The sequence below is a fragment of the Caulobacter sp. CCNWLW153 genome, assembly GCF_036889365.1.
In the GTDB taxonomy this organism is placed as follows: Bacteria; Pseudomonadota; Alphaproteobacteria; order Caulobacterales; family Caulobacteraceae; genus Caulobacter; species Caulobacter radicis.
Genome location: NZ_JBAKFV010000002.1, coordinates 319,704 through 345,828 on the forward strand (window position 1 = coordinate 319,704; position 26,125 = coordinate 345,828).

The 26,125-nt window shown below is 69.9% G+C and carries 27 protein-coding genes; 13 read left to right on the plus strand and 14 right to left on the minus strand.

Features of this window, described 5'->3' with window-relative positions; genetic code table 11:
• Positions 1–19: 19 nt before the first annotated feature.
• A complete protein-coding gene (locus tag V6S85_RS05200) occupies positions 20–1,381 on the plus strand; it encodes a sensor histidine kinase (protein ID WP_116569307.1) in 1,362 nt (453 codons plus the stop codon).
• A 12-nt stretch (positions 1,382–1,393) separates the two neighbouring features.
• Here the strand turns inward: V6S85_RS05200 and V6S85_RS05205 are convergent, their stop codons facing one another.
• Positions 1,394–1,894, minus strand: coding sequence for a hypothetical protein (locus V6S85_RS05205; protein ID WP_334348251.1), 501 nt, complete (start codon positions 1,892–1,894; stop codon positions 1,394–1,396).
• Positions 1,895–1,943: 49 nt separating this feature from the next.
• Complete coding sequence (locus tag V6S85_RS05210; protein ID WP_116569305.1) at positions 1,944–2,810, minus strand: LysR family transcriptional regulator; 867 nt, start codon at positions 2,808–2,810, stop codon at positions 1,944–1,946.
• A gap of 103 nt (positions 2,811–2,913) precedes the next feature.
• Between V6S85_RS05210 and bla the strand changes: the two genes are divergently transcribed.
• Entirely contained in the window at positions 2,914–3,822 is a 909-nt protein-coding gene (bla, locus tag V6S85_RS05215; protein ID WP_334348252.1) for a subclass B3 metallo-beta-lactamase, read from the plus strand.
• A gap of 63 nt (positions 3,823–3,885) precedes the next feature.
• Here the strand turns inward: bla and V6S85_RS05220 are convergent, their stop codons facing one another.
• From V6S85_RS05220 to thpR, 3 genes are all read right to left on the minus strand, one after another.
• A complete protein-coding gene (locus V6S85_RS05220; RefSeq protein ID WP_334348253.1) occupies positions 3,886–5,259 on the minus strand; it encodes an FAD-containing oxidoreductase in 1,374 nt (457 codons plus the stop codon).
• 2 nt (positions 5,260–5,261) lie between these two features.
• On the minus strand, positions 5,262–5,726 hold the full coding sequence (locus V6S85_RS05225; RefSeq protein ID WP_116490935.1) for a DUF4126 domain-containing protein: 465 nt from the start codon (positions 5,724–5,726) through the stop codon (positions 5,262–5,264).
• Positions 5,727–5,917: 191 nt separating this feature from the next.
• Positions 5,918–6,499 carry an RNA 2',3'-cyclic phosphodiesterase gene (gene thpR, locus V6S85_RS05230; protein WP_334348254.1) on the minus strand — a complete coding sequence of 194 codons (582 nt, stop codon included), beginning with the start codon at positions 6,497–6,499 and terminating at the stop codon, positions 5,918–5,920.
• A 133-nt stretch (positions 6,500–6,632) separates the two neighbouring features.
• On the opposite strand from thpR, the gene V6S85_RS05235 reads away from it, so the two are divergent.
• Both V6S85_RS05235 and V6S85_RS05240 read left to right on the plus strand, forming a co-directional pair.
• Positions 6,633–7,985 carry a glycoside hydrolase family 27 protein gene (locus V6S85_RS05235; RefSeq protein WP_334348255.1) on the plus strand — a complete coding sequence of 451 codons (1,353 nt, stop codon included), beginning with the start codon at positions 6,633–6,635 and terminating at the stop codon, positions 7,983–7,985.
• A 53-nt stretch (positions 7,986–8,038) separates the two neighbouring features.
• Complete coding sequence (locus V6S85_RS05240; protein ID WP_334348256.1) at positions 8,039–8,869, plus strand: energy transducer TonB; 831 nt, start codon at positions 8,039–8,041, stop codon at positions 8,867–8,869.
• Here V6S85_RS05240 and rimM read toward each other — a convergent pair.
• From rimM to ffh, 3 genes are all read right to left on the minus strand, one after another.
• On the minus strand, positions 8,866–9,417 hold the full coding sequence (gene rimM / locus V6S85_RS05245; RefSeq protein ID WP_116490938.1) for a ribosome maturation factor RimM: 552 nt from the start codon (positions 9,415–9,417) through the stop codon (positions 8,866–8,868). The two genes, V6S85_RS05240 and rimM, sit on opposite strands and share 4 nt — an antisense overlap.
• 86 nt (positions 9,418–9,503) lie before the next feature.
• Positions 9,504–10,001 carry a 30S ribosomal protein S16 gene (rpsP, locus tag V6S85_RS05250; RefSeq protein WP_116569297.1) on the minus strand — a complete coding sequence of 166 codons (498 nt, stop codon included), beginning with the start codon at positions 9,999–10,001 and terminating at the stop codon, positions 9,504–9,506.
• A gap of 24 nt (positions 10,002–10,025) precedes the next feature.
• Positions 10,026–11,549, minus strand: coding sequence for a signal recognition particle protein (ffh, locus tag V6S85_RS05255; RefSeq protein WP_116569296.1), 1,524 nt, complete (start codon positions 11,547–11,549; stop codon positions 10,026–10,028).
• A 350-nt stretch (positions 11,550–11,899) separates the two neighbouring features.
• Between ffh and V6S85_RS05260 the strand changes: the two genes are divergently transcribed.
• On the plus strand, positions 11,900–12,697 hold the full coding sequence (locus V6S85_RS05260; protein WP_334348257.1) for a MipA/OmpV family protein: 798 nt from the start codon (positions 11,900–11,902) through the stop codon (positions 12,695–12,697).
• A 161-nt stretch (positions 12,698–12,858) separates the two neighbouring features.
• On the opposite strand, the gene V6S85_RS05265 is transcribed toward V6S85_RS05260, so the two are convergent.
• Entirely contained in the window at positions 12,859–13,839 is a 981-nt protein-coding gene (locus V6S85_RS05265; RefSeq protein WP_334348258.1) for a TraB/GumN family protein, read from the minus strand.
• A gap of 128 nt (positions 13,840–13,967) precedes the next feature.
• Between V6S85_RS05265 and V6S85_RS05270 the strand changes: the two genes are divergently transcribed.
• Entirely contained in the window at positions 13,968–15,767 is a 1,800-nt protein-coding gene (locus V6S85_RS05270; protein ID WP_334348259.1) for a DUF885 domain-containing protein, read from the plus strand.
• On the opposite strand, the gene V6S85_RS05275 is transcribed toward V6S85_RS05270, so the two are convergent.
• Complete coding sequence (locus V6S85_RS05275; RefSeq protein WP_334348260.1) at positions 15,764–16,267, minus strand: surface-adhesin E family protein; 504 nt, start codon at positions 16,265–16,267, stop codon at positions 15,764–15,766. The two genes, V6S85_RS05270 and V6S85_RS05275, sit on opposite strands and share 4 nt — an antisense overlap.
• Positions 16,268–16,363: 96 nt before the next feature.
• Here V6S85_RS05275 and V6S85_RS05280 point away from each other — a divergent pair, with 96 nt between their 5' ends.
• The gene (locus tag V6S85_RS05280) at positions 16,364–16,819 is read left to right on the plus strand and encodes a hypothetical protein (RefSeq protein WP_334348261.1); all 456 of its coding nucleotides are present in this window, start codon (positions 16,364–16,366) and stop codon (positions 16,817–16,819) included.
• 12 nt (positions 16,820–16,831) lie between these two features.
• Complete coding sequence (locus V6S85_RS05285) at positions 16,832–17,260, plus strand: putative signal transducing protein (RefSeq protein WP_334348262.1); 429 nt, start codon at positions 16,832–16,834, stop codon at positions 17,258–17,260.
• Here V6S85_RS05285 and V6S85_RS05290 read toward each other — a convergent pair.
• Complete coding sequence (locus tag V6S85_RS05290; protein ID WP_116569546.1) at positions 17,257–18,150, minus strand: DMT family transporter; 894 nt, start codon at positions 18,148–18,150, stop codon at positions 17,257–17,259. The two genes, V6S85_RS05285 and V6S85_RS05290, sit on opposite strands and share 4 nt — an antisense overlap.
• A gap of 295 nt (positions 18,151–18,445) precedes the next feature.
• On the opposite strand from V6S85_RS05290, the gene V6S85_RS05295 reads away from it, so the two are divergent.
• From V6S85_RS05295 to V6S85_RS05315, 5 genes are all read left to right on the plus strand, one after another.
• Positions 18,446–19,054 (plus strand): Spy/CpxP family protein refolding chaperone, encoded by a 609-nt coding sequence (locus V6S85_RS05295; RefSeq protein WP_334348263.1) that lies wholly within the window; start codon positions 18,446–18,448, stop codon positions 19,052–19,054.
• Between the two features lie 49 nt (positions 19,055–19,103).
• Positions 19,104–19,853, plus strand: coding sequence for a heme ABC transporter permease CcmC (gene ccmC / locus V6S85_RS05300; protein WP_116569289.1), 750 nt, complete (start codon positions 19,104–19,106; stop codon positions 19,851–19,853).
• 7 nt (positions 19,854–19,860) lie between these two features.
• Positions 19,861–20,037, plus strand: a complete 177-nt coding sequence (gene ccmD / locus V6S85_RS05305) for a heme exporter protein CcmD (protein WP_116569288.1) — start codon at positions 19,861–19,863, stop codon at positions 20,035–20,037.
• Positions 20,034–20,546: a DsbE family thiol:disulfide interchange protein gene (locus V6S85_RS05310; protein WP_334348264.1), complete on the plus strand. Its 513-nt coding sequence runs from the start codon at positions 20,034–20,036 to the stop codon at positions 20,544–20,546. The genes ccmD and V6S85_RS05310 overlap by 4 nt, the downstream gene beginning before the upstream one ends.
• Positions 20,547–20,624: 78 nt before the next feature.
• A complete protein-coding gene (locus V6S85_RS05315; protein WP_116490949.1) occupies positions 20,625–20,903 on the plus strand; it encodes a hypothetical protein in 279 nt (92 codons plus the stop codon).
• Between the two features lie 179 nt (positions 20,904–21,082).
• Here the strand turns inward: V6S85_RS05315 and V6S85_RS05320 are convergent, their stop codons facing one another.
• From V6S85_RS05320 to V6S85_RS05330, 3 genes are all read right to left on the minus strand, one after another.
• Entirely contained in the window at positions 21,083–23,596 is a 2,514-nt protein-coding gene (locus V6S85_RS05320; RefSeq protein ID WP_334348265.1) for an FtsK/SpoIIIE family DNA translocase, read from the minus strand.
• Between the two features lie 366 nt (positions 23,597–23,962).
• On the minus strand, positions 23,963–25,258 hold the full coding sequence (gene hslU, locus V6S85_RS05325) for an ATP-dependent protease ATPase subunit HslU (protein ID WP_116569285.1): 1,296 nt from the start codon (positions 25,256–25,258) through the stop codon (positions 23,963–23,965).
• The gene (locus V6S85_RS05330; protein ID WP_334348266.1) at positions 25,255–26,094 is read right to left on the minus strand and encodes a DUF4440 domain-containing protein; all 840 of its coding nucleotides are present in this window, start codon (positions 26,092–26,094) and stop codon (positions 25,255–25,257) included. Before V6S85_RS05330 ends, hslU begins: the two co-directional genes overlap by 4 nt.
• Positions 26,095–26,125: the final 31 nt, after the last annotated feature.

Genomic DNA, 26,125 nt, shown 5'->3' on the forward strand with positions numbered 1-26,125 from the left:
AAGGCCGGAAGGGTCCCGGATGGTCGGTTACGAACGCAGGCTGCTGGTGCTGGTGGGGCTGATCGCCCTGGCCTTCCTGCCGCTGCTGGCCGCGTCGCTGTTCTTCCTGGCCCGCTTTTCGGCCGCCCAGGATCGGCTGGACGCCGTCTACACCCGCACCGTGATCCTCGCCCACGACCTGCGCGGCGAGAAGATGCGCCAGAACGCTCTGGTCCCGGTGATCGTCATCAATGGCGACAAGAGCCTGCTGGTCGAGCTGGAGCGCTCCAACCGTCGTTTCGACGCCATCGTCGGCGACCTGCGGGCGCTAGCCCGCGACGACGAGACGCGCGCGGCGCTGGGACAGGTCTCCACCCTGCAGCGCCGGCTGTTGGTGCTGCAGAGGACGGGCGTCGCCCAGCGCCTCGACGGCGGCACCATGAGCGGCGCCAACGCCTTCTTCCAGAAGAACGCCGGACCGCTGACCAGCAGTATCGACGCGGCCATCGACCGCTTCACCGAGCGGTCGGCGGCGCGCTACCAGGCCGAGCGAACCCATAACCAGGCCGTGGTGCGTGGCGTGTTCGGCGTGCTGGTCCTGGCCTCGGCCTGCGCCTTCGTGCTTTGCGCCTTCCTCGGCCGCCTGCTGCTGCGGCTGGTCGAGCAGAAGCGCAGCTACGACCAGGTCGCCGCCCGCCTGGCCGAGCGGGAGAAGGCGATCTCGCTGGCGCGCAAGGAGGCGGTCGAGGTGGTGGCCCACGACCTCAACAACCCGATCACCACCATCCTGTTCGCCAGCGAGAACCTCCTGGCCCAGCCGGGCGTCGAGGAGCAGCCCAAGGTGCGCTCGGGCGTCGAGGCCATCCTGCTGGCGACCGAGACCATGCGGCGGCTGATCCGCAACATCCTCGACCATTCCAAGATCGAGGCCGGCGGCCTGGTGCTGGCCAGGGAGACGGTCGACCTGCGTCGGCTGCTGGCCGACATCGCCGACCAGTTCGCCCTGTCGGCCGCCCGCAAGGGGCTGGACTTCGCCTATACGCCCGATGCGGCCGAGCCCGTGCTCGAAGCCGACGGGGGGCGCATCGGCCAGGTGGTGGCCAACCTGCTGTCCAACGCCATCAAGTTCACCGAGCCGGGCGGGACCGTGTCGCTGTCCAGCCGGGTGGCGGACGGGGCGGTGGTGGTCGAGGTGCGCGACACCGGCTGGGGCATGAGCCCCGAACAGGCCGCCCGGGTGTTCGACCGCCACTGGCAGGGCGAGGCGGCCGCCGCCCAAGGCAACGGCCTGGGCCTGGCGATCAGCAAGGCCATCGTCGAGGCCCATGGCGGGCGCCTGGGCGTCGACAGCCGGCCGGGCGAGGGCTCGGCCTTCAGCGTGGTGCTGCCGCTGGCGGCATGAGGTCGGGGCCGCTCAGCGCCCGGCCTTCAGCGACAGGGCGTGGTCGTAAGGGCCGCCGATCCGCACCTCGCCGGCCATGCCGGTCGCAGGCCCGCCCTCGGTCTTCACGTGCGAGCCGACATATCGGGCGACGAGCCCGTCCGCCCCGCAGGCGAGGCTGGTGAACTCAAGACGCAACACCTCGCGGTCGGACCAGCGGCGGGCGACTTCGTCGTCGATCAGCCGGGCGATATCGAGAACGCCGTCCGAGCGCGTGAACAGGACCTGGGCCTGATCCTGCACCACGCCCTTCGCCTGGAACCAGATCCGGTCGCCGCAGGTCTCGGACCGCCAGCCGTGGCACACGTCGTCCATGATCATGGCGGGACGGTCGACGGACCGCCCTGCCCGGATCTCAGCGCAGCTTCCATCGATCTCCTGCTCGATGCGGACATTGGTCCAGGAATCGAGCGGCTCCGACGCCTGGGCGGAGGCGACGGCCAGGGCCAGAAGCAGGGCGGCGGAGGCGGGCATGGTCGAAGGTTGCGCCGTGACCTTCCTGTCCGCAACGCGGTCCGCGCCGTTATCCGATTTCGCCGTGCAGCCAGCTTCGGAAGGCGGCCATGGCCGCGCCGTCCGGTCGCGAATGCAGCCGCGTCAGCCAGTAGCGGCCGGTGACCACCTCGGCGGCGAAGGGACGGACCAGGCGCTCGGCCGACAGTTCGGGCGCGAACAGGGCGGCGGGCGCCAGGGCCACGCCCTGGCCAGCGACGGCGGCGGCGACCATCAGCACCGAATTGTCGAACATCGGCCCGCGCAGCGGCGGGGCCTCGGCGCCGGCGGCGGCGAACCAGCGCGGCCACTCGTCGGCGCGGTAGGAGCGCAGCAGGGTTTCGCGCGCCAGGTCGGCGGGGGCGGCCAGGCGTTCCGCGACCGCCGGGGCGCAAAGGGCCGTCAGCGGCGCGGTCAGGATCGGCTCGGCATGCACGCCGTGCCAGGCCCCGTCGCCGAAGCGGATGGCGAGATCCAGTCCCTCCCCGGCCAGGTCGACGCGGTTGTTGTTGGTCATCACCCGCAGGTCGACCTGCGGGCAGGCGCGGCGGAAGGACTCCAGCCGAGGCAGCAGCCAGCCCGTCGCGAACGAGCCGACCACGCCCAGCGTCAGCACCTCGCGCAGGCGTCCGTCGCTGTAGCGGTCGAGCGTCGCGCCGATGCGATCGAAGGCGTCGACCAGCACAGGGACCAGGGCTTGGCCCTCGTCGGTCAGGGCCAGCCCGCGCGGCAGGCGGCGAAAGAGCGAGACGCCCAGGCGGGCCTCCAGCTGGGCGACCTGGTGGCTGACGGCGCCCTGGCTGACGCACAGCTCGACGGCGGCCCGGGTGAAGTTCAGGTGCCGGGCGGCCGCCTCGAAGGCGCGCAGGGCGTTGAGGGGAAGCTGAGCGCGATCCATGGCATAGACATGAACCAGGCTAATGGCTCCGTCCAGATATGATGCTTTGTCGCCGCCGCTTGCGATCGGCAGGTTCGCCGCGCCAACCGAAGGGGAGAGCGGCATGAAGACGAAGTGGATCGCGGGTTTGGGCGTCGCCGGAGTGCTGTTCGCAACGGGTGGGCCTGCGGCGGCGCATGATCCCCTGCTGGCCCCGATCGAGCCGGCTTACGCCGCTCGCTGGCTGGGCGGCGAGGCGCCGATCAAGGTCTACGGCAATAGCTACATTGTGGGCTTCTCGGGCCTCAGCGTCGGCTTGATCAAGACCAGCCAGGGCCTGATCCTGGTCGACGCCGCCCTGCCCCAGGCCGTGCCGGCCATCGAGGCCAACATCAGGGCGCTGGGCTTCAAGGTCACCGACATCAAGCTGATCCTCAGCACCGAGCCGCACTACGACCATGCCGGAGGCCTCGCCGCGCTGGCTCGCGACAGCGGCGCGACCGTGGTCGCCAGCGCCCCGGCGGCCGAGGCCCTGCGACGCGGCCGGCCTGGTCCCGACGATCCCCAGTTGGCCGACCTCGTCCCCTTTCCGGCGGTGAAGAAGCTGCGGGTGGTCAAGGACGGCGAGGTCATCCGTCTGGGCGACGTGGCCGTCACCGCCCGCGCCACGCCGGGCCATACGGCCGGCAGCATGAGCTGGACCTGGACCTCGTGCGAGCGGCGGGACTGCAAGGCGGTGGTGTTCGGCTCCAGCCTCAACCCGGTGTCGTCCGACGGCTACTGGTTCTCGGATCCGAACAACGCTGGGGTCGTGGCGAGCTTTCGCCGCAGCTTCGAGGTCGTGCGGGGCCTGAAATGCGACGTGCTGATCAGCGCCCATCCCGACCAGTCCGGCGGCGACCAGAAACTGGCCAGGGCCCGGGGCGGCCAGACTCCCAATCCGTTCGTGGATCCCGGCGCCTGCCGCGCCTATGTCGACCGCTACGCCGCCCGGCTGGACGCGCGTCTGGCGAAGGAAAGCACAGGGCGCTGACTTTCCCTTTCCTCCCGTCATTCCCGCCCTCGTGGCGGGAATGACGAGGATGAAGGTGCGCCCCTACGCCAGTGGTTTCAGCTCGCCCAGCACCGTGGGGATCAACTCCGACACCGTCGGGTGGATCGGCACGGTGCGCTGCAGGACCGTGTAGGGCGCCTTGGCGTACATGACGTCCAGAATGCCGTGGATCGCCTCGTCGCCCGAGACGCCCAGGATGGTGGCGCCGAGGATCAGCTTGGTCTCGGCGTCGACCAGCACCTTCATGAAGCCTTTCGTCTCGCCCTTCTCGATGGCGCGGCCGACGCGGGTCATCGGGCGCGTCCCGACCAGGGCCGGGCGGCCTTGGCTGCGGACCTCGGCCTCGGTCATCCCCACCCGGCCCAGCGGCGGGTCGGTATAGAGGGCGTAGGCGGTCAGGCGGTCGGTGACTTTCCTGGGGTCGTCATCGAGCAGGTTGGCGGCGATGATCTCGAAGTCGTTGTAGGCGGTGTGGGTGAAGGCCCCGCGCCCGTTGCAGTCGCCCATGGCCCAGATCGAGGGGACGTTGGTGCGCAGGGTCTCGTCCACCGTGACGTAGCCGCGCTTGTCGACGGCGACGCCGGCCGCCTCGAGCCCCAGGTCGTCGGTGTTGGGCTTGCGGCCGACGGCCAGCAGGGTGTGGGAGCCCTTCACGGCCGGTTCGCCCTCCCGGCAGGTGACGTGGACGCAGACGCCTTCTTCACAGGGGGAAAAGCTGATGCACTCGGCGTTCAGCCGCACGGCGATCCCCTCGGCTTCGAGGATCTCGCGCACGGCGTCGGAAACCTCCGGGTCCTCGCGGCCGATCAGGCGCGGGCCCATCTCGACCACGGTCACCTGGGCGCCGAAGCGCCGGTACATCTGGGCGAACTCCAGCCCGATATAGCTGCCGCCGACGATCACCAGGTGCTCGGGCAGCGTGTCGAGCTGCATCATGCCGACATTGGTGAGATACGAGATGTCCCCGATCCCCGGCATCTCAGGGACGTTGGCCCGGCCGCCGACATTGAGGAAGATCTTCGGGGCTTCCAGCACCTGGCCGTCGACCTCGACGGTGGTGGGCGAGGTCAGGCGGGCATGGCCTTCGAAGACCGTCAGGCCGTCCATGCCCTTGAGCCATTTCTCGACATTGCCGCGGGCGTTGCGGACGACGGTTTGCTGGCGTTCCTTGACCGCCTTCATGTCGACGCCGACAGGCCCTTGCAGCACGACGCCATAGTCGGCCGCCCGGCGCGCCAGGTGCGCGGCGTAGGCGCTGGCCACCAGGGTCTTGGTCGGCATGCAGCCGGTGTTGACGCAGGTGCCGCCGAACAGCTTGCGTTCGACCAGGGCCACCTTCCAGCCGGCGGCGGTCAGGCGTCCGGCGAGGGAGGGCCCGGCCTGGCCGGCCCCGATGATGATGGCGTCGAAGGTCATGCTCACGAAACCGCCGAGACGATCAGATAGGCGCCGCCCAGGGCGATCACGTCTTCGACAAGCGCCGCGGGCGTGTCGCGCTTGAGGGCCTTGGCCAGGCGGCCGCGCAGCTCGGCGCCGCCCAGCGTGCCGATCACCGCGCCGATGACGCCCAGGATCGCCCCGACGATCCAGGCGCCGCCGGCCAGGCCGATGACCGCGCCCGAGAAGCCGCCGGCGACGATGCGGGCGCCGAACTGCGGCGGAACCTTGCGGCTGGGGGTCATCGGCAGCTGGTCGGTGATCAGCTCGACCGCGGCCAGGGCGGTGAAGATCCAGGTGGCGATATTGCCGCCCAGCCAGGCCAGCGGCGTGCCGGCCAGGGGGATCCAGCCGAGATGCGCGCCCCAGGCGACGGCGGCGGGGGCGGTCATGGCCCGCAGGCCGGCGATCACGCCGATGAGCAGGGCGAGGACGTAAAGGGTCATGCGAGAACTCCCGAGCGTCGCCGCGATCAGGCGCGCTCCGGGAGCAAACCGCAAGCGCCCGGCTTGGGCTTGGATGTTCCGGCTGCGGTTCGACGCATCGAACCTCCCCCACCCTTGCGTCGTCATCCCGGCCGCATCGCGTCGGCCGATGCTGGAAGAAGGAGCTTGGTCCCCCAGGTCCAGGATAAGCGCTACGCGCTTTCCGGGATGACGACCCTCGTATCGGGAGAGCCTTCCCCCCTCAGCGCGTATTCCCGCTCCAGCCGGTAGACCGAGCCTTCCTTGGTCTGCCAGCTGGAATAGAGGCCGAAGCGGTCGACGTGGAAGGGCGGCGAGTGCAGCAGGTTGTGACGCTGGATCCAGGCGCCGACCTCGGGCACGGTCGCGCGCTTCAGATAGGCCAGGGTGACGTGCGGCAGGTAGGTGCGCGGTTCGGGCTTCAGCTCGGCCTTGCAGGCGGCGCTTTCGTTGGCCTTCTGCAGCCGGCGCAGCAGGGGCTCGTCCTCGACCCCGGCCCAGACGGCGTGGATGTCGGCGCCCTCGCCGAAATGGCCGACGCCCTTCAGTTCAAGGTCGAAGGCGGGGGCCTCGATTTCGGCCAGGGCCTCGTCGAGGTCGGCGGCGACCGTTTCCTGCACGTCGCCGATGAAGCGCAGGGTGATGTGGAACGCCTCCAGCGGCCGCCAGCGGGCGCCTTCGATGCCGGATTGTCGGGACTGGAGCGGCGCGCCGATCTCCGGGGGGATGGCGATCGCGGTGAACAGGCGGATCATGCCGCCAGCCTAGACGCCTTGGCGGTCCGGCTCCAAGCCCCTGCCGCAGGCGTCTTGCCGATCGGACAAATTGTCTGACAAATAGCGTCGCCCAAGAGGACGGCGCGAAGGCCGGGCGGGCGGGAGGCAGGCGATGACGGGACCCTCGATGGATCGGCGCGGGGTGCTGCTGGCGGGCGTGGGCGCGGGCCTGGCGGCGGGTTCGGGCGTCGCGGCGGCGCCGGCGGGCAAGCCGCTGCTGGCCCAACGGCCGCCGATGGGCTGGAACAGCTGGAACAGCTTCGCCACCACGATCAACGAGGCCCAGGCGCTGGAGACGGCCCGGATCATGGCCGCCCGGCTGCTGCCGTTCGGCTACGACGTCTTCACCGTCGACATCCAGTGGTATGAGCCCGAAGCGGCCAGCTACGACTACAATCGCAATCCCCAGCCGGCGATGGACGGCCATGGCCGCCTGGTCCCGGCGCCCAATCGTTTTCCGTCAAGCGCCGGCGGCCTGGGCTTCAAGCCGCTGGCCGACCAGGTCCATGCGCTGGGCCTGAAGTTCGGCGTGCACCTGATGCGGGGAATCCCGCGCGCGGCGGTGAAGGCCAACCTTCGGGTGCTGGGGACCAGCGTCCGCGCCGCCGACGTCGCCGACACGTCGAGCGTCTGCTCCTGGAACCCCGACATGTACGGCGTCGACATGCGCAAGGCCGGGGCCCTGGCCTATTACGACAGCGTCTTCCGCCTGTTCGCCCAGTGGGGCGTCGACTTCGTGAAGATGGACGACATGAGCCGCCCCTACGACGCCCACGCCGCCGAGATCGAGGCGGCCCACAAGGCGATCAAGGCGTCCGGCCGGCCGATGATCCTCAGCCTGTCGCCGGGCGAGACGCCTGTGCCGCGCGCCGAGCACGTGCGCAGGTTCGCCCAGATGTGGCGCATCTCCGACGACTTCTGGGACGAGTGGTCGATGCTGGAGGCCCAGTTCACGCGGCTGGAGAACTGGAACACCTTCCGCGCCCCGGGCGCCTGGCCCGACGCCGACATGCTGCCGCTGGGCCGGCTGGCCCTGGGCAAGCGCGACAGCAAGTTCACGCCCGACGAGCAGCAGACCCTGATGACCCTGTGGTCGATCGCCCGCTCGCCGCTGATCATGGGCGGCGACCTGCGCCACCTGGACGAGGCGACCCTGGCCCTGCTGACCAATCGCCAGGTGCTGGCGGTCAACCAGGCCAGCACCGGCAACCAGCCCCACTTCGTCGAGGACGGGGCGCGGATCTGGTCGGCGCGGCCGGAGGGGCGTCCGGGCGAGCGCTACCTGGCGCTGTTCAACACGACCGGAAAGCCTAAGACGGTGGGGATAGCCTTGCGCGAGCTGGGCCTGACCGACGGCGTGTCGGCGCTGGATCTGTGGAGCGGCCAGGCTCTGGGACGGGTGAGCGGCCGCGTGGAGCGGACCTTGCCGCCGCACGGCTCGGCGTTGCTGCGGCTGATCGGGTGACCAGCTCGACCTTCGAGGGTCGACAGTTACCTTGCTCCAGTTAAGCTTGCGGCATGTTGCTTCGTTCCGTCCTGGCGCTCGGCGCCGCCTTGATTTTTGTTTCCGCCTGCAATGCGCGGGAGACCCCGCGCATCGATCGCGCCGAATGGCGCAGCCTGCCCGACGCCAACGGTATGGCGAGATACTATCCCGAGCGCGCTATCAAGGAGGGGATCGCGGGCAGGGCGGTGATCGACTGCCGACTGACCGCCGAAGGTCGGGCGGACGACTGCAAGGTGGTTTCCGAAACGCCGGAAGGCTACGGCTTCGGCGAGGCCGCGGTAAAGATGAGCGTCATATTCGCCTTCGTGCCGCCCATGCGCGACGGCAAGCCCGTCGACGACGCCCGGCGGCTGATCCCGATCAGTTTCGCGGGCCGGCCGCCAGGCGGCTCCGTCATGCGCGCTTACCAGCCGACGCCCGACGGCAAGGCGATCGGCGAGGACGCCATCATGATCGTGCGGGTCAAGGAGGATACGCCGCGCAACGGGTCCGACCGCTTCGCCTGTCCGGACGGCGAAGGCGAATGCGAGCCGCGCCTGGTGACGTGGCCCGTGCGGCCCGACCGCGAGCAGGCCCGGACGATCCTGGCCGGCGTGGAAGCCCTTGCGAGCGTGACGAACATGAGCTGCGAAATCGCTTCGGACGGCGCGTTGAAGGGCTGTCGGAAGACCGGCGAGGTTGGTCCAGAGGCCTCGAAGGCGGTTGCGGCGGCGATGGCGGTCCTGCGCGCCCCGCTCCAGAGCGACGACGGCCTGCCGACGGCGGGCAGCACCATGGCGATCCGCTGGAACTGGCCAGAACTGGTGAAGGGGGTCGCGCTGAACCCCGAGGCGAAGCCTTAGTCCTCGTCGGACTGCGGCCCTTCTGGCTCGCCGACCAGGTTCGGCGGGTCGGCCAGCACGAGGCGTTCGGCCAGCTTCACTTCCGGCGCGGCGGCGCGGGTGAAGGGCAGGTACCAGGTCTGACCGCCGAGCGGGGGAGTGATCTCGAGCAGGTCGCCGGCGCCGAAATCCTGGACGCTCTTGATCTTGCCCAGGTCCTCGCCGGTGGCGATGTGGCGCACGGCCATGCCGATCAGGTCGGTGAGGTAGAACTCGTCTTCGTCGGGCTCGGGCAGGGCCGAGCGGGGGACGTAGAGCTTGAGGCCGCGCAGGGCGTCGGCGGCTTCCTTGGTGGCGATGTCGGGGCTGCGGCAGACCAGACCGTCCTTGACGGCTCTTGCCTGGGAGATCGACAGGGCGGGCGAACCGTCCTGGCGCAGAAGCCGCTTGAAGCCCTTCAGGGCCATCGGCTCTTCGGTATAGGTCGAGATCCGTATCTCGCCGCGCACGCCGAAGCCGCCGGCCACGCGGCCGACCAGGATCAACGGGTCATCGGGAGAGATGGGCATCGACTTGAGTCTTTCCGGACCAAGCCGGGGCAGTGAGTAGAAAAGAGAAAGGCGCCGCCCCCGCGAGGAGGGCGGCGCCGTGTCCCTTAGCCTTCCGAAGCTTCTTCGGCGGGCGCTTCGGCGGCCGGAGCTTCTTCAGCAGGAGCTTCCTCAGCAGCCGGGGCGGCAGCGGCTTCGGCGGCGGCCGCGGCGGCGGCTTCAGCGGCGGCCTTGGCGTCTTCCTTGGCTTGGGCTTCGGCGGCCAGGCGCTCTTCTTCGCGCTGGGCGCGCTCGGCGGTGCGTTCCTTGGCCTTCTTGCCCGGCTCGGCCTTCTGCGGGTTGTTGCCGGCGGTCCAGGCGCCGACGCCTTGGGCGGCCAGGAAGCGGGCGACGCGGTCGGTCGGCTGGGCGCCCTTCTTGAGCCACTCCTGGATCGACTCCAGCTTCAGGTTGACGCGCGCGGGGTCATCCTTCTTCAGGAGCGGGTTGTAGGTGCCGACCTTCTCGATGAAACGGCCATCGCGCGGCGAGTGGCTGTCGGCGATGACGATCGAGTAGTACGGACGCTTCTTGGCGCCGCCACGGGCGAGACGGATCTTCAGCATTGTCGTTAGTCCTTGGATCTAAAGCTATTTTTTCTTGAACGGATTGAAGCCGGGCGGCAGGCCGCCCAGGCCGGAGAGCGGGTTGGCCCCGCCCCCGAGGCCCGGCAGACCGGGCAGCCCCGAAAGGCCTTGGCCTTCCGTCGCGTTGGGATCGCCGGCGGGCATCTTGCCGCCGCCGAGGGATTTCAGTCGGGCCATGTCGCCGCCGCCGAGCATGCCGGCCATGCGGGCCAGGCCCTTGCCGCCGTCCTTGCTCATCGACTTGAACATGTCGGCCATCTGGCGGTGCTGCTTGAGCAGGCGATTGACCTCGGCCACGTCGACGCCCGAACCGGCGGCGATACGGCGCTTGCGCGAGGCCGCCAGGATGTCGGGCTTCTTGCGCTCTTCCTTGGTCATCGAGCTGATGATCGCCTGCTGGCGGCGGAAGATGCTGTCGTCGATGCCGCTTTCGGCGATCTGCTTCTTGACCTTCTGGACGCCCGGCAGGAGGCCCATGATGCCTTCCATGCCGCCCATCTTCTGCATCTGCGACAGCTGGGACGACAGGTCGTCGAGGTCGAACTTGCCCTTGGCCAGCTTGCGGGCCATGCGCTCGGCTTCGGCCGCGTCGAGGTCGGCGGCGGCCTTCTCGACCAGGGCCACGACGTCGCCCTGGCCCAGGATCCGGCCGGCGACGCGGCGGGCGTCGAAGACGTCGAGCTGGTCGATCTTCTCGCCGGCGCCGAGGAACTTGATCGGCAGGCCGGTGACGTGGCGCATCGACAGCGCCGCGCCGCCGCGGCCGTCGCCGTCGGCGCGGGTCAGGATCAGGCCCGTGAGCGGCAGGCGCTCGTGGAACGCCTTGGCCGTGCGCACGGCGTCCTGGCCGGTCAGGCTGTCGGCGACCAGGATGGTCTCGGAGGGATTGGCGATGCGGGCGATTTCCGCCGCTTCGCTCATCATCGCCTCGTCCAGCGTGGTGCGGCCGGCGGTGTCGAGGATCAGGACGTCGTAGCCGCTCAGCCTGGCTGCGGTGAGGGCGCGCTTGGCGATGTCCGGCGCGCTCTGGCCGGCCACGATCGGCAGGCTTTCGACGCCGACCTGCTTGGCCAGGGTCGCCAGCTGCTCCATGGCGGCCGGGCGACGGGTGTCGAGCGAGGCGACCAGCACCTTCTTGCGCTCGGTCTTGCTCAGGCGCAGGGCCAGCTTGCCGGTGGTGGTGGTCTTGCCCGAGCCCTGCAGGCCGGCCATCAGGATGATGGTCGGCGGGTTCAGAGCCAGGTTCAGGCCGGTGGGGACGTCGCCGCCCAGCATCTCGACCAGGCCGTCATAGACGATCTTGACCACCTGGTCGGCCGGCTTGACCGAGCGGATGACGGACTCGCCCGCGGCCTTTTCCTTGGCCTTGGAGATGAAGTCCTTGACGACCGGCAGGGCGACGTCGGCTTCCAGCAGGGCGACGCGGACTTCGCGCAGCGCCTCGTCGATGTCCTTATCGGACAGCACGCCGCGACCGCCGAGGCGGTCGAAGACGCCTGAAAGTCGCTCTGTAAGGCCGTCGAACATGCGAAACCCTGGGTAAGAACCAAAGCTCCAAACGCGATCAGCCCCCGTGGACGATCACGTCGACGGGGGTCCTCGCCGTCCTCGTCCGCATGGTGTCCCGGGCTACCGGGGCGGGGTCGTGACGGTGGAGGCGCTGCTGATAAAGCGCCGGAAGTGCGCGCTTATGCGGGAGCGCTGTGGAAAATGCAAGGATTTCGAGTCGCTTGGGCGCGGCCCGCCGAGGAGCGGGCGCCCGCGCGAAGCCCTTTGCCTTTCCGTCCGCGGAGGATTAAGGGCTTCATCGAACGCGTTCGACGGGATGCGGTCAGGGATTGGGGTCCCGTTTCGTCTGGTCTGCTCGCAAGGACTCCATGTCGACCAAGCTCCTGTCCGCCGCCGTGGCGGCTCTCGCCCTGCTGCCCGCCGCCGCCCTGGCTCAAGCCCTGCCCTACAAGGACATCGAAGCGCCCTCGACCTGGGAGGTCGATGTCGGCGGCGGTCCCGTCTACGGCTTCAGCCCCGGCGGCAAGGATCCGCACAAGACCAACTTCACCTTCTGGGGCAGCGCCCACTGGAAGGGAAAGATCTACGCCAACGGCCTGGACGGCCTGGGCTACAACGTCATCAACGGCGAGACCCTGCACGTCGGCGCCCAGCTGCGCCCGCGCTGGGGCGGTCCGGACGACACCGACAGCGGCATCCAGAGCCCCGACACCGGCGCTGACCTGGCCGTCTACGCCTACAAGCGCACCTGGAAGGACTTCGTCGTCGGCGGCCGCATCGGTCGCGACGTCACCAGCGTGTCCGACGGCTGGGACTTCTGGGGCTCGGTCTCGCGCCAGGACGTGACGCCCGTGGGTCTTCTGCAGTCGATGGTCTATGCCCGCGGCGGCGACAAAAACACCAACCGCACTTTCTACGGCGTCACCGCCAGGGACGTTGCGGCCGTGCCGAGCCTGAACGCGTACGACCCCAAGGGCGGCCTGAACCAGGTGGGCGTGGCCTTCCTGATGATGACCCCGATCGGCGACAAGTACGCCGTGGGCACGTTCGCCAACTACGAGCGCATCCTGGGCGAGGCCGCCGACAGCCCGCTGATCGAGCGCTACGGCCAGCAGGACGAGTACCGCGGCGGCCTGATCGTCGTGCGGCGGTTCATCGGGCGGTAGTCCTTACCTTCCCGTCATTCCCGCCCTTGTGGCGGGAACCTCTCTATCAGCCGCAGGTGAGTGAGGGGCGGATCGCTAGCGATCCACTTGTGCTTCCCGTGCGAACGGAACCAGGGGTTCCCGCCACAAGGGCGGGAATGACGGGAGTTGATGGGGGGCCCTCATCCCGGCGACGTCACCGTCGCGCCCTGGGCCTTCAGCCGGTCCAGCACGCCGTTGCCGGGCAGCAGGAAGGCCAGGTCGACGACGGCGATCGTCACCCCGGGGCGCTCCAGCGCTTCGGAGAGGGCCTTGGCCGACTGGCCGATCTGTTCGTTGAGCAGGCCCGCACCGCCGGGCGCGCGCAGCAGGCAGCGCTGGGCGGCGCTGGACGAGTAGCGTGCGCGCACCGAGGCGATGTCGCCGTTGGCCCAGTCGGTCCCCAGCGTGTTCCAGCGCGGGGCCTCGTAGTCGATCTCGTTGAGGGCGTCGCGCAGGCAGGCGAGGTTGGCCTCTTCCGACAGCTTGCCGGCCGCGCCGAGCACCGGACCCAGGCGATACTGGCTCATGGCCTTGACCTTGACGCCCTTGGCTTTCGCCATGCGCTCGATGGTGCTGACGGGCTTGGCTTCCGAAAGGCCGGCGGCCTGGCGGAAGTCTGACAGCACGATGAAGCCCGCCACGGCCGGCTTCCAGTCCTTGTAGGGGATCGCGGTGCGGCGGGCCTGGGTGCGGGCCTTGACGAAGCGGTCCTTCAGGTCGGGCGGCAGCTGGTCTTCCAGCTTCTTGCCGAAGCCCTGGCGCACGCCGCCGCCGCCGGTCAGGAAGAACTTGGTGACCTGCATCGGCCCGACCGAGGCCTCGGGCGGCACCAGCACGAGACTGGCCTGGTCGAGGGCGCGGTTCAGGCGGGGGCTGTCCCATTTCAGCTGGTGCGGCAGGGGCGCGGCCGAGCCGAGCACGTAGAGCTTGGCCCCGTTCTTCTCGACCAGCCACAACGCCGGGCCCGGCGGGCGGGCGACGACGAGCAGTTCCTCGACCACGGCGCTGCCCGGATCGGCCGGTTGCAGCTCGACGGTCGGCGTCTGGGCCGCGGCGGGAAAGGCGAAGGCGAGCGCCAGGGCGGTGAGCGCCGCGATGCGGGCGGGTCTCGAGGCGGCCATGGGTACTCCTCCTGCTTGCGGCCAGACATAGTGCGCGTCGGCGAATGGCGAAACGGGGGCGTGGCTTGCGCGAGCTCCCCGACGCATGGCTGTCTGCGCCGGCTGTCGGCGATGCAAGGAGGGGAAACATGCTCAAGCGGTGGATGGGTGCGGCCTGCGTGGCCGCCGTGCTGGCCGGAACCCAGGCGTCGCCGGCCCTGGCCCAGGCTCCGACGGCGACCGCCTCGGCCGGCGTCGCCTCGCCGGCGCTGAAGGCCTTGGTCGACGAGCACTGGGCCTGGTGGCTGAAGGGCGCGCCCGTGCAGGCCACCCTGCTGGGCGTTCGGACCTATGACGACCAGCTGGACGATCCGTCCCTGGCCTTCGCCGATCGCCGGGCCGCGGAGGCGCAAGCCTTCCTCAAGCGGCTCGACGCCATTCCCGACGCCGGCCTTTCGCAGCCCGACCGGGTCAACAAGGCCATCCTGCACCGCATGCTGAGCGAGCAGGTCGAGGGCAACCGCTTCGGCCAGCGCACCATGCTGTTCTCGAGCATCGGCAGCTGGCACCAGTATTTCGCCGCCCTGCCCGACATGCTGCCGTTCTTCACCAAGGCCGACTACGACAGTTACCTGAAGCGGCTGGACCTCTATCCGGCCTACAACGCCGCCTCGATCGCCACGGTGCGCGAGGGCCTTTCCAAGGGCTATGTCCAGCCGTGCGCGCCGATGAAGGCGTTCGGGGCGACGATCACCGCCACCATCGCCAAGGATCCGCAGGCCTCGGCCTTCTACAAGCCGTTCAAGGGCAAGAAGCCGGCGACGATCGCCGACGCCGACTGGAGCGCCATGCAGGCGCGGGCCAAGGCGACCATCGCCGGCAAGATCAATCCCGCCTACCAGGCGCTGTCGGACTTCTACGAGAAGGACTACGCGCCCAGGTGCCGCCAGGACGTGGCCGCCGCCGCCCTGCCGCAAGGTCCGGCCTGGTACGCCTACCAGGTGCGGGTGATGACCACGACGACCCGGACGCCCGATGAGATCCACCAGCTGGGCCTGTCGGAAGTGGCCCGCATCCGCGCCGAGATGGACGAGGTCGCCCGCAAGAGCGGCATCGCTCCCGACCGCAAGGCCTTCATCGACAAGCTGCGGACCGACCCGAAATACTACGCCAGGACGCCGGCCGAGCTGATGCGCGACGCGACGTTCCTGGCCAAGACCATCGACGGCTGGATGCCCAAGCTGTTCGGGACCCTGCCCCGCCTGCCCTACACCGTGCGCGAGATCCCGGCCGAGATCGCCGAGGGCAACACCACGGCCTACTACAACGCCGGCTTCGCTGGCGCCGGCTCGCCCGGGGTCTATTTCGTCAACACCACGCACCTCGACCAGCGGCCGCTGTACGAGATGCCGGCCCTGACGGTGCACGAGGCCGTGCCGGGCCATCACCACCAGATCGCGCTTCAACAGGAACTGGACCTGCCGGAGTTCCGCAAGAACGCGGCCTTCTTCACCGGCTTCGTCGAGGGCTGGGGGCTCTATTCCGAGCGCCTGGGCATCGAGATGGGTCTCTACGACACGCCCGAGAAGGACATGGGGCGCCTGTCCTACGAGATGTGGCGCGCCTGCCGCCTGGTGGTCGACACCGGCATCCATTCCAAGGGCTGGACCCGCGACCAGGCCATCGCCTTCATGCTCGACAACACCGCCCTGTCGCGGACCAACATCGAGGCCGAGGTCGATCGCTACATCACCTGGCCCGGCCAGGCCCTGGCCTACAAGCTGGGCGAGTTGAAGATCCGCGAGCTGCGCACGCGGGCCGAGACGACGCTGGGCCCCAAGTTCGACCTGCGCGGTTTCCACGACGCGGTGCTGAAGAACGGCTCTGTGCCGCTCGACGTGCTGGAGACCCAGGTCGACGCCTGGATCGCCAGCCAGCAGGCCAGCTAGGGCGTCATGCAGGCGGCCTCGACCACCGTGGCGTCCAGCGTCCCGGCGGCCGGGGCCTGCCAGTCCTGCTCGAAGCGATAGGCGTCCTCGGATCCCTCGAGGTTGTTGCCCGGGTAGCGGAAGGCCGCGGCGTTGCGGAAGCGACCCGCCGTGCAGTCGACCTCGACCAGCAGCTTCTCGGACAGGAAGGGCGGCGCGTCCGGCGCCTCCGCCTCGGTGCGCGGCTGGCGAAACTCGTGGCGGACCCAGACCTTGCCCTTGGGCGTGAGGCCGTCGTTGTCCCTGGCGGTCTTGGCGAACATCAGCACCGCGCCGTCCTCGCCGGCGGCGAAGAACGGCCAGCCGTCGCCACGCACCTTCTGGGCCCAGCGCGGCATGGCCTTGGCCTTCTCGCCGGGGGTGACGACGACGCCGTCGACGGTCTGGGAGGCGGGCGGCGGAGCGGCGGCCTGGAGCGCCAGCAGCAGGCCCCCGGCGAGCATCAGATCGGCGAGGTTCACCGGCGGCCTCCCATGCCGGGCGCGCGGCGCCCTTTCCTTCGTTGCTGGTCACGGTAACATGGGTATCCGAACGATCAACCGGCCGAGGGCTTGCCGATGACCAACAGGGCCGCCGTGCTGTCGATGCTGCTGATCGCCGCCCTGGCCGGCGCGGCGCAGGCCGCCCCGACCCGCAAGGACAGCTGGGGCAAGCCGGGGATCAGCTACCTCAAGTACCGCACCGACGCCGCCGAGTGCCTGCACTATGTCGAGACCGCCGCGCCGGTGAAGCTGCCGCTGGTCGACGTGGTGTTCGAGATGGACATGGCCGTGGATCCAGCGGGCGGGCTCGACGCCATGTACGCCTATGCCGACCAGCAGAAGCTGCACATGAACCGCAACTGGCGCGAGGTGCGGCGGCAGGCGACCGGGGCGGTCGAGACCTGCCTGGCCCAGCGTGGCTACAACCGCTTCAAGCTGACCAAGGCCGAGCGCGAGGAGCTTGAGGGCTTGCGCATCGGCACGCCGGCGCGGCAGCTTTATCTGTGGCGGCTGGGATCGGAGCCGCGCTGAGGAGGTCGGTCGATGAGCCTGACCGAGATCGCCCGCTTCGCCGACCTCGTCGAGGCCCAGGTCGCCGCCTCGCGGCTGCGGGCCGAGGGCGTGCCGGTGCTGGTCCAGAACGAGCACTGGGGCGCCAGCGACTACCTGATGACCATCGCCATGGGCGGCTTTCGGCTGTGGACGCCCGACGTCGATGCCGATGAGGCGCGGCGACTGATCGCTGATCTGCGCGGCGGCGAGATTTCGACCGAGACTCCGGCCCCAGGCGGCGTGACCTCGACGGCCAAGGCCGGGGCGGCGCTGGCCCTGGCGGCGACCTTCGGGCCGACGGTCGCACTGCTGCTGGGCGGCAAGGGTCGCGGCGGTTGGATGCGGCCGGTCGCGGTCGGGGTGGCGGGGCTTTGCCTGGCGTTCGGCCTGACGGCTTGGGCCTTCGCCCTGCTGGGCTAGGGCGCCGGGGCCGGGGTCGCCTGCAAGCTCTCCGGATCGGCCTGCTTCTCGCCCAGCACCACGACGAAGCTGCCGGCGATGATCATCAGGCCGCCGATGGCCAGGGCCAGGGTCAGGTGGTCGCCGAACAGCAGGACGCCGATCGAGGCGCCCATCAAGGGCTCGATGTTGATGAACACCCCGGCGCTGGCGCTGCCGACGCGGGACGAGCCGTACTGCCAGGCGGCCGTGGCCAGCAGGGTCGACAGCACGCCCAGGCCCAGCACGCTCGTCCAGGCGATCGGCGACAGGTCCAGCTTCGGCGGGCCGTGCATGGCCAACGCGATCGGCAGCACGGTGAAGGCGGCGACGATCACGGTCACCGCCGGGATGGCCATCGGCGTCGGCGGCTTGGGCGCGCGTTTCAGCACCACCAGCCAGGCCAGGAAGATCAGCAGCGAGCCCAGCGACAGGGCCACGCCCAGCAGCGAGCCGGCGCCGTCGGGCTTGCCGGCGATCAGGGCCGCCCCGAGGGTGGCCGCGCCGACGCCCATCCACGAGGCGCGGCTGACCTTCTCGCCCATCACCTTGGCGCAGACGGCGATCAGGGCCGGCATGGCCCCGACCAATAGAGCGGCCAGGGTGACGCTGACATGGGCCAGGCCCTCGAACTGCACCATGAAGGCCACGCCATAGAGCGCGCCCGAGGCCAGCATCACCGGTGACTTGAAGAGGGCGCGGGCTTCCTTCGTCGCCAGAGCGAAGGGGGCGGCGACCACGGCGGCGACGATGAACCGCAGCAGCACCATGTGGGCCGCGTCGGTCTCGCGCAGGATCAGCTTGCCCAGCGGGAAGCCCAGGCCCCACAGCGTGCCGGCGAGGATCAGGGCGAGGAAGGCGACGCGTTTCATGGGGGCCTCATGGCGTATCCGTGGCCGCCTGGCGAGAGGCGGCGCGGCCCCGATATCGCCCGAGTGCGTGTCAGGGCCTGTCAGCAGGGCCATCAGGGAGATGAAATTTTCGAAAGACGGCGGATCGCGGCCTTCGAGCCACAGGATCAAGTGCTTGATTTGCATGCACTTCGTATCGGCGCGCCCGGCAAAGCTTCATTCGTGTAACATTGTTCACAACTTCAGACATTTTCGCGCCACAACCGCCTTCAACCTAGGCCGCAGTTCGTTTCCACCCCTTGCGATGGAGATCGCCATGCGTCTCGTCCTGAAGTCTCTCACCCTCGCCGCCGGCGCGGCCCTGGCGGCCGGCGTCGTCGCCGCCTCGGCCCAGCCCGCCGCTCCGCCGCCGCCTGCGCCGCCGGAAGCGCCGCAGCCCCCGCCGCCTCCGCCGAGCTTCGATCACATGGTGTTCCGCGACCGCGTCGGTCCGGTCCGTCTGCACCAGGATCCGGAAGCCCGCGCCCAGCGCCTGCGCGACGTGCTGCAACTGACCGACCGCCAGGACGGCGCGCTGAAGGCCTACGTCGCCGCGACCGGTCCTAAGGAGCGCCCTGAGCCGAGGCCGGCCACCAAGCCGACCGGGGACGAAAGCGCCAGGGACAAGGCGCCGCCGACCGCGCTGGAGCGCCTCGACGAGCAGGCCGAGCGCATGGCCAAGGTCGCTGCCGACCTCAAGGGCCGCGCCGACGCCACCCGCAGCTTCTACAACGCCCTGACCCCCAGCCAGAAGAAGGCCTTCGACGCCCTCGGCCCGGAAGTGACCGGCGCCCCGAACGTCACCGTGCGTCGTTTCGAGACCCGCGGTCCCAAGGGTGGTCCGGGCGAACGCCGGGTGATCATCCAGCGCAAGTCGGGCTCGTAAGCGCGCGAGACGATTGCGGGCGTACTCAGGCCGATCTAAGTCAAGGTCGATGGGCGCCCGCAACCACAACAAGAACCCGTTCGACTTCCTGGCCAACCCCGAGCGGTTCATGGCCTTCTCGCGCTGGGCCGCGCCCATGTTCGGCGCGATCGCCGGCGTGCTGGCGGTGGTGGGCCTGGTCCTGACCTTCACGGTCCCCGAGGACTACCAGCAGGGCGACACGGTGCGGATGATGTTCATCCACGTGCCGGCGGCCGTGCTGGCGATGTTCGTCTATCTGTGCCTGGGGATCGCCAGTTTTCTAGCCCTGGTGTTCCGCCACGCCCTGGCCGACGCGGCCGCCCAGGCCTGCGCCCCGCTGGGCGCGGCCTTCACGGTGCTGGCCCTGGCCACCGGATCGCTTTGGGGCAAGCCGATGTGGGGAACCTGGTGGGTGTGGGACGCCCGCCTGACCTCGGTGCTGGTGCTGCTGCTGTTCTATCTCGGCTATCTGGCTTTGCGCGGGGCCATCGACGACGAGCAGAAGGCCGCCCGCGCCGCCGCCATCCTGGCCCTGGTCGGCGTCATCAACCTGCCGATCGTCAAGTTCTCGGTCGACTGGTGGAACAGCCTGCACCAGGGCTCCTCGACCCTGCTAGCCAAGCCTGAGAACCGGCTGCCGGTCGTCTACGCCTGGCCGATGCTGCTGATGCAGCTGGCCTATCTGTCGGCGTTCGGCTCGCTGTGGCTGGTGCGGATCCGGGCGCTGGTCTGGCGGCGCAAGGCGCGCAGCCTGGCCCTGAAGGCGGCGGAGGCCTGATTCCCCAATGACCCTCGGGAACTTCGATTTCGACGCCGGCAAGTACGCCGTCTATGTCTGGCCCGCCTTCGCCCTGACGGCGGCGGTGTTCGCCTGGATGATCGCCGACAGTCTCCTGGCGGCCCGCCGCTGGCGCGCCGAGGCCGAGCGCCGGCAAGCCGAGGCGAAGGACGCTGGCAAGTGAAGCGCTGGCTGGCCTTCTCGCCGCTGATCGTGCTGGCGGCCCTGGCGGTGCTGTTCGCCGGCTACGCCCTCAAGCGCAATCCGCAGGTCAGCCCCGACGCCCTGGTCGGCAAGCCGGTTCCGGCCCTGTCGCTGCCCGACCTCGACAGCGGGACGCCGACCCCGGTCCGCAGCCCCGGCGACGGGCCGATGCTGGTCAATTTCTTCGCCTCCTGGTGCGCCCCCTGCGAGATCGAGCATCCGCAACTGATGGCGCTGAAGGCCCGCGGCGTGCGCGTGGTCGGCGTCGCCTACAAGGACGCGCCGGCCAATACCGAGGCGTTCCTGGGTCGGCTGGGCGATCCGTTCGCCGCCCGGCTGGTCGACCGGGACGGCCGAGCCGGCGTGGAATTCGGCGTCACCGGCGTGCCCGAGACCTTCGTGGTCGATGCCCAGGGGCAGGTAGTGGCCAAGCATACCGGCCCGATCACGGCCGAGGATCTGGACGCGCTCGTTTCCAAGCTGCGTTGAAGCGTCGCGCGTCCCTGGGCTTAGAAGCTCGTTAACCACGCTCGCGCACTCTGCATTAACCATGCTATCAACCGCGTCATGAGCACCGTTCGTCCCACCGGCTTGCCCGCTGTCCCCGCCCGATCCTCGTCGGGCGCCGTGACTCCGGCCGGCCAGTCGCGCGCGGCGGCCTTCTTCCAGGCGGCGGTCACCGACGCCACGAGCGCGCGTCCCACGGCCTCGCCGATGACCGTGCAGTTGCAGACCCAGACCGAGCCCCAGGCGCGCCGCACCGTGCCGCCCAAGGCCTTCACCGCCCCGACCGAACAGCCGCAGAAGATCCTGCGTCCCGGCTCGCTGCTGAACATCCTGGTCTGAGGCTTCCTTCTCCCCTTGCGGGAGAAGGTGTCGGCGTAAGCCGACGGATGAGGGGTCTCTCAAACACAAGACGCCGCGGAAGCTGATCGGCTTTCGCGGCGTTTTCGTACGTGCGACCCCTCACCCGACCCCACTCCGCGGGGCCGCCCTCTCCCGCAAGGGGAGAGGGACCGGGAAATCTACAGCGGCGGCGGGGGCGGGGCGAGGATCTCGCGCTTGCCGGCGTGGTTGGCGGCGCCGACGACGCCTTCCTTCTCCATCCGCTCCATCAGCGAGGCGGCGCGGTTGTAGCCGATCTGCAGGCGGCGCTGGATGTAGCTGGTCGAGGCCTTGCGATCGCGGGTGACCACGGCCACGGCGTGGTCGTAGAGGTCGTTGGCCCCGCCCTCGCCGGCGAAGGCGCCCTCGATGGCCTCTTCCTGCTCCTCGTCGCCGCCGGCGGTGACTTCTTCCAGGTACTGCGGGATGCCCTGGTCGCGCAGGAACTTGGCCACGGCCTCGACCTCGCCGTCCGACACGAACGGGCCGTGCAGGCGGGTGATGCGGCCGCCGCCGGCCATATAGAGCATGTCGCCCTGGCCCAGCAGCTGCTCTGCGCCCTGCTCGCCCAGGATGGTGCGGGCGTCGATCTTGCTGGTGACCTGGAAGCTGATCCGGGTCGGGAAGTTGGCCTTGATGGTGCCGGTGATGACGTCGACCGACGGGCGCTGGGTGGCCATGATCAGGTGGATGCCGGCAGCGCGGGCCATCTGGGCCAGGCGCTGCACGGCGCCTTCGATGTCCTTGCCGGCGACCATCATCAGGTCGGCGACCTCGTCGATGACCACGACCAGGTAGGGCATGGCCTCGGGGCGGATCTGCTCGGTCTCGTAGATCGGGCGGCCGGCGTCGTCGAACCCCGTTTGAACGGTGCGCTCGAAGTGCTCGCCCTTCTCGAGGGCCTCGTTGGCCTTCTCGTTGTAGCCGCCGATGTTGCGCACGCCGATCTTGGACATGCGGCGATAGCGATCCTCCATCTCGCGGACGGTCCACTTCAGCGCCACGACGGCCTTCTTCGGGTCGGTCACGACCGGGGCCAGCAGGTGCGGGATGCCGTCATAGACCGACAGTTCCAGCATCTTCGGGTCGATCATGATGAAGCGGCACTTCTCGGGCGGCAGCTTGTAGAGGATCGACAGGATCATGGCGTTGACGCCGACCGACTTGCCCGAGCCGGTGGTGCCGGCGATCAGCAGGTGGGGCATCTTGGCGAGGTCGGCGATGTAGGGCTCGCCGCCGATGGTCTCGCCCAGGGCCATGGGCAGGATCGAGCTGGCCTTGTCGTAGTCGGCGCTGGACAGCAGGTCGCGCAGGTAGACGGTCTCGCGACGCTGGTTGGGCATTTCGATGCCGATGGCGTTGCGGCCCTGGGCCACGGCCACGCGGCACGAGATCACGCTCATCGAGCGGGCGATGTCGTCGGCCAGGGCGACCACGCGGGCGGTCTTGACGCCCGGGGCCGGCACCAGCTCGTACATGGTCACGACGGGGCCGGGGCGGATCTGGTCGATCTGGCCCTTCACCCCGAACTCGGCCAGCACGCTTTCCAGCAGGCGGGCGTTCTGGCGCAGGGCGCCTTCGTCGAACTCGGCCGAGCGCGGCTTGGCCTTGGCCAGCATGGCCAGTTCCGGCAGCTGGAAGCCGTCTTCCTCTTCCTCGAAGTCGAAGGTCTTCTGCTGCTCGCGCAGTTCGCGGTTGCTGGTCGCGGCCGGGGCCTTGGGCTGGCGGATGGCCAGGGGGCGGGGCTCGAAGCTGGGCGCGAAGTCGTCCTCGTCGTCCTCCACCGGCGGCGGGGCCGGGCGGGCGGCCTTGCCGGCGCGCGGCGCGGGCTGGGGCGCGACGACCATGTCGTCCTCGTCGCCTGCCGGGGCGGGCGCGCGAGCGGCGCGGCGGGGCGCGGGCGCCTGGGCTTCGTCGTTGTCGATGGCGTCGATGGCGTCGCGCACCGGGCGACGCGGCGCGGCCTTGGGACGCTGGGCGCGGACCGGCTCGGGTTCGCGCTCCTGGCGGGGCGCGCGCTCGCGCGGCGCGGTCAGGCGGGCGACCAAGGAGAGGACGCTTTCGGGGTCGACACGGCGCACGCCCAGGGCGTAGCCGACGCCGATCACGGCCCCGACCAGCAGCAGCAGGGCGGCGATGATCCGGGCGCCGGGGATGTGGGCGAAGCTGAAGATCCCGGACAGCAGGTTCAGGAGGCCGTCGCCCCAGAATCCGCCCAGGCCCTTGGCCAGCGGCCAGACGGCGGGCTTGGCCAGAACGGTCAGGAAGCCGGCCAGGGCCAGGAGGCCGGCCACGCCGACGCCGGCGCGCACGCGCAGCTCGCGGCGGTGGGCGTCGGGATCGGGCTGGGCGGTGCGGGCCAGGCCGAACACCAGCATCATGATTGCCGCCACCCAGCCGGCGAGGCCGAGGGATTGGACGACCACGTCGGCGATCACCGCGCCGGCGCCGCCTAGGGCGTTGCTGGCCGGCGCGCCGCTGACGGCGTTGAAGCTGGGATCAGCGGCGTCGTAGGTGGCCAGCGACAGTAGCAGGCCCGCGCCCAGAACGGCGAGCACGCCGCCCCGGAATCGGGCCGTCCACGGCTGGTCCCAGCCGTAGCGCACGGCCTCCCAGACCAGCTCCACATTCGATCGCCGCGCAACTCGCGCCATGAACCACTCCGAAGCACTTCGAATGCTACCTTGTGGCCCCAGATGGTTAAGGGGCGTTTACCGAGATCGGGTCCGCGGGGCCTCTGGAAACAAAGACTTAGTGTCGCACGTCGTCACGAGAGCTTCATGGAACCGGACGCGCGGAACGCGCATTCATCTGTCGTATCCCCCTAGTAACATCCCCTCTGACTTCGCGGCCCGGACGGCGACGCCCGGGTCGTTTTTCGTCAAGATGCTCCCCCTGAAGGGGGAGCTGTCGCGGAGCGACTGGGGGGGAAGTTGCTGCGGCGTCTGAGGCTGTTGCCGGCTCATCAGGAACTTCCCCCTCCGGCCCTTCGGGCCACCTCCCCCTTCAGGGAGAGGGTTCTACAGGATGTACCGGCTCAGATCGGCGTTGGCGGCCAGGACCCCTACCCGCTTGTTGACGTAGTCGGCGTCGATGGTGACCGTCTCGCCGCCGTGGTCGGTGGCGGTGAAGCTGATCTCCTCGACGACCTTTTCCATGATCGTCTGCAGACGGCGGGCGCCGATGTTCTCGACCGAGGCGTTGACGGCCACGGCCGCGTCGGCCAGGGCGTCGATGGCCTCGTCGGTGAACACCAGGGTCAGGTTCTCGGTGGCCATCAGGGCCTGGTGCTGGCGCAGCAGGTTGGCTTCCGGCTCGGTGAGGATGCGGCGCATGTCGTCGCGCGACAGGCCCTTCAGCTCCACGCGGATCGGCAGGCGGCCTTGCAGCTCGGGCAGCAGGTCGCTGGGCTTGGCCACGTGGAAGGCGCCCGAGGCGATGAACAGGATATGGTCGGTCTTCACCGGCCCGTACTTGGTCGACACCGTGGTGCCCTCGATCAGCGGCAGCAGGTCGCGCTGCACGCCTTCGCGGGAAACGTCGGCGCCGCCGCGCTGCGAGCTGCTGGCGACCTTGTCGATCTCGTCGAGGAAGACGATGCCGTGGTTCTCGGCCAGGGCCAGGGCCTCTTGAGTAAGGGCCTCCTGGTCGAGCAGCTTGTCGCTCTCCTCGGCGATCAGCGGCGCCCAGGCGCCCGAGACCGTGGTCTTGTGGGTCTTGGTGCGGCCGCCGCCGAACGACTTCATCATCTCGCCCAGGTTCAGCACCGAGGCGCCGGGCTGGCCGGGGATCTCGAACATGCCGCCGCCGCCATTGTCGGCCAGGGTCAGCTCGATCTCCTTGTCGTCGAGCTCGCCGGCGCGGAGCTTCTTGCGGAAGCTGTCGCGGGCGGCCGTGGCACCGGGGCCGGTCAGGGCGTCGAGGATGCGGTCCTCGGCGGCCGCTTCGGCTTTCGCCTTCACGCCGGCGCGGCGCTTGTCGCGGACCATGGCCAGGGCGCTTTCGACCAGGTCACGGACGATCTGGTCGACGTCGCGGCCGACATAGCCGACCTCGGTGAACTTGGTGGCCTCGACCTTGAGGAACGGGGCCTGGGCCAGCTTGGCCAGGCGCCGGGCGATCTCGGTCTTGCCCACGCCCGTGGGGCCGATCAGCAGGATGTTCTTGGGGGTGATCTCGTCTTGCAGGTCAGCCGGGGTGCGGCGGCGGCGCCAGCGGTTGCGCAGGGCCACGGCCACGGCGCGCTTGGCCTCGGCGTGGCCGACGATGAAGCGATCCAGTTCGGAGACGATTTCGCGGGGGGAGAACTCGGTCATGTGTCGTTGATCAGGGTCTCGAAGATCAGGCGCCAGCCTTCGGCGCGTTTCTGCCACACGTGCATATAGTGCGCGGCGACGGGTTTGTTATCGGGTCCGCTCCAACTGGCCTCGCCGTGGGTCCAGACGAGGTCGCCGGCGCCCGACGCGCCGCCGCCTTGCGGGCGCAGGGCGATCGAGGCCGGACGCAGGGCCAGGCGCCTGGTCAGGTCGTTTCCGGCCAGGGTCTGGGAGTCCTTGGGACCCAGCAGCCAGGCGTCGGCGGTCAGCACGGCCCTGTAGGCGGCGGGGGCGTCGGTGGAGGCGGCCGAAGCCAGCGCGGCCTCGGCGTCGCGGGCCTCCTCGAAACCCCGGGCCTGGGACGAAGCGCCTTCCGGGGCCAGCGGCCCGACCTGGGCGGCGGCGTCGGGACCAGGGGCCTTGCCGGGATCGGCCTGCGCCCCGCCGTCATAGACCCACTTCCACACCCCGTCGGCGCCCTTGCGCCAGATGGTGGCGTAGTAGCCGACGCGCTTGTCGTCGATGCTCCAGGGGCCCAGCGACAGGCCAAGGTCGCCGGAGCGGGCGATCACCACCTTCTGCGGCCACCAGAACAGCCTGGGCTCGTTCGTTCCGGGTCGTTTCTCGTAGAGTTCGCGGGCGTTCACGGGGCCTGGCGCGAAGACGATGGCGTCGTCGGCCATGTGCCTCAGGAACGAGCCCCTGATCCCCAGCGCCAGGCCGTCGGCGGCGAAGGCCCGCTCGGCGGCCTCGATGGGCGCGGCCGAGATGTCCTGCGCCAGGGCCGGGCCGGCGATGGCGGCGGCGATCAGGGTGGGGGGAAGGATCTTGAGCATGGTCAGGACCTCCTGCTGAGCCGAAATCCCC

What these genes read in the sequence shown, in the direction of transcription:
- thpR (WP_334348254.1), bottom strand. Translation starts at nt 6,499, where the DNA reads ATGATCCGCCTGTTCACCGCGATCGCCATCCCCCCGGAGATCGGCGCG.
- V6S85_RS05280 (WP_334348261.1), top strand. Translation starts at nt 16,364, where the DNA reads ATGACCAACAGGGCCGCCGTGCTGTCGATGCTGCTGATCGCCGCCCTG.
- V6S85_RS05225 (WP_116490935.1), bottom strand. Translation starts at nt 5,726, where the DNA reads ATGACCCTTTACGTCCTCGCCCTGCTCATCGGCGTGATCGCCGGCCTG.
- V6S85_RS05295 (WP_334348263.1), top strand. Translation starts at nt 18,446, where the DNA reads ATGCGTCTCGTCCTGAAGTCTCTCACCCTCGCCGCCGGCGCGGCCCTG.
- V6S85_RS05210 (WP_116569305.1), bottom strand. Translation starts at nt 2,810, where the DNA reads ATGGATCGCGCTCAGCTTCCCCTCAACGCCCTGCGCGCCTTCGAGGCG.
- V6S85_RS05320 (WP_334348265.1), bottom strand. Translation starts at nt 23,596, where the DNA reads ATGGCGCGAGTTGCGCGGCGATCGAATGTGGAGCTGGTCTGGGAGGCC.
- V6S85_RS05265 (WP_334348258.1), bottom strand. Translation starts at nt 13,839, where the DNA reads ATGGCCGCCTCGAGACCCGCCCGCATCGCGGCGCTCACCGCCCTGGCG.
- V6S85_RS05285 (WP_334348262.1), top strand. Translation starts at nt 16,832, where the DNA reads ATGAGCCTGACCGAGATCGCCCGCTTCGCCGACCTCGTCGAGGCCCAG.
- V6S85_RS05200 (WP_116569307.1), top strand. Translation starts at nt 20, where the DNA reads ATGGTCGGTTACGAACGCAGGCTGCTGGTGCTGGTGGGGCTGATCGCC.
- V6S85_RS05315 (WP_116490949.1), top strand. Translation starts at nt 20,625, where the DNA reads ATGAGCACCGTTCGTCCCACCGGCTTGCCCGCTGTCCCCGCCCGATCC.
- rpsP (WP_116569297.1), bottom strand. Translation starts at nt 10,001, where the DNA reads ATGCTGAAGATCCGTCTCGCCCGTGGCGGCGCCAAGAAGCGTCCGTAC.
- rimM (WP_116490938.1), bottom strand. Translation starts at nt 9,417, where the DNA reads ATGCCCATCTCTCCCGATGACCCGTTGATCCTGGTCGGCCGCGTGGCC.
- ffh (WP_116569296.1), bottom strand. Translation starts at nt 11,549, where the DNA reads ATGTTCGACGGCCTTACAGAGCGACTTTCAGGCGTCTTCGACCGCCTC.
- V6S85_RS05290 (WP_116569546.1), bottom strand. Translation starts at nt 18,150, where the DNA reads ATGAAACGCGTCGCCTTCCTCGCCCTGATCCTCGCCGGCACGCTGTGG.
- ccmD (WP_116569288.1), top strand. Translation starts at nt 19,861, where the DNA reads ATGACCCTCGGGAACTTCGATTTCGACGCCGGCAAGTACGCCGTCTAT.
- V6S85_RS05235 (WP_334348255.1), top strand. Translation starts at nt 6,633, where the DNA reads ATGACGGGACCCTCGATGGATCGGCGCGGGGTGCTGCTGGCGGGCGTG.
- V6S85_RS05220 (WP_334348253.1), bottom strand. Translation starts at nt 5,259, where the DNA reads ATGACCTTCGACGCCATCATCATCGGGGCCGGCCAGGCCGGGCCCTCC.
- V6S85_RS05240 (WP_334348256.1), top strand. Translation starts at nt 8,039, where the DNA reads ATGTTGCTTCGTTCCGTCCTGGCGCTCGGCGCCGCCTTGATTTTTGTT.
- V6S85_RS05205 (WP_334348251.1), bottom strand. Translation starts at nt 1,894, where the DNA reads ATGCCCGCCTCCGCCGCCCTGCTTCTGGCCCTGGCCGTCGCCTCCGCC.
- V6S85_RS05260 (WP_334348257.1), top strand. Translation starts at nt 11,900, where the DNA reads ATGTCGACCAAGCTCCTGTCCGCCGCCGTGGCGGCTCTCGCCCTGCTG.
- V6S85_RS05330 (WP_334348266.1), bottom strand. Translation starts at nt 26,094, where the DNA reads ATGCTCAAGATCCTTCCCCCCACCCTGATCGCCGCCGCCATCGCCGGC.
- bla (WP_334348252.1), top strand. Translation starts at nt 2,914, where the DNA reads ATGAAGACGAAGTGGATCGCGGGTTTGGGCGTCGCCGGAGTGCTGTTC.
- hslU (WP_116569285.1), bottom strand. Translation starts at nt 25,258, where the DNA reads ATGACCGAGTTCTCCCCCCGCGAAATCGTCTCCGAACTGGATCGCTTC.
- V6S85_RS05270 (WP_334348259.1), top strand. Translation starts at nt 13,968, where the DNA reads ATGCTCAAGCGGTGGATGGGTGCGGCCTGCGTGGCCGCCGTGCTGGCC.
- ccmC (WP_116569289.1), top strand. Translation starts at nt 19,104, where the DNA reads ATGGGCGCCCGCAACCACAACAAGAACCCGTTCGACTTCCTGGCCAAC.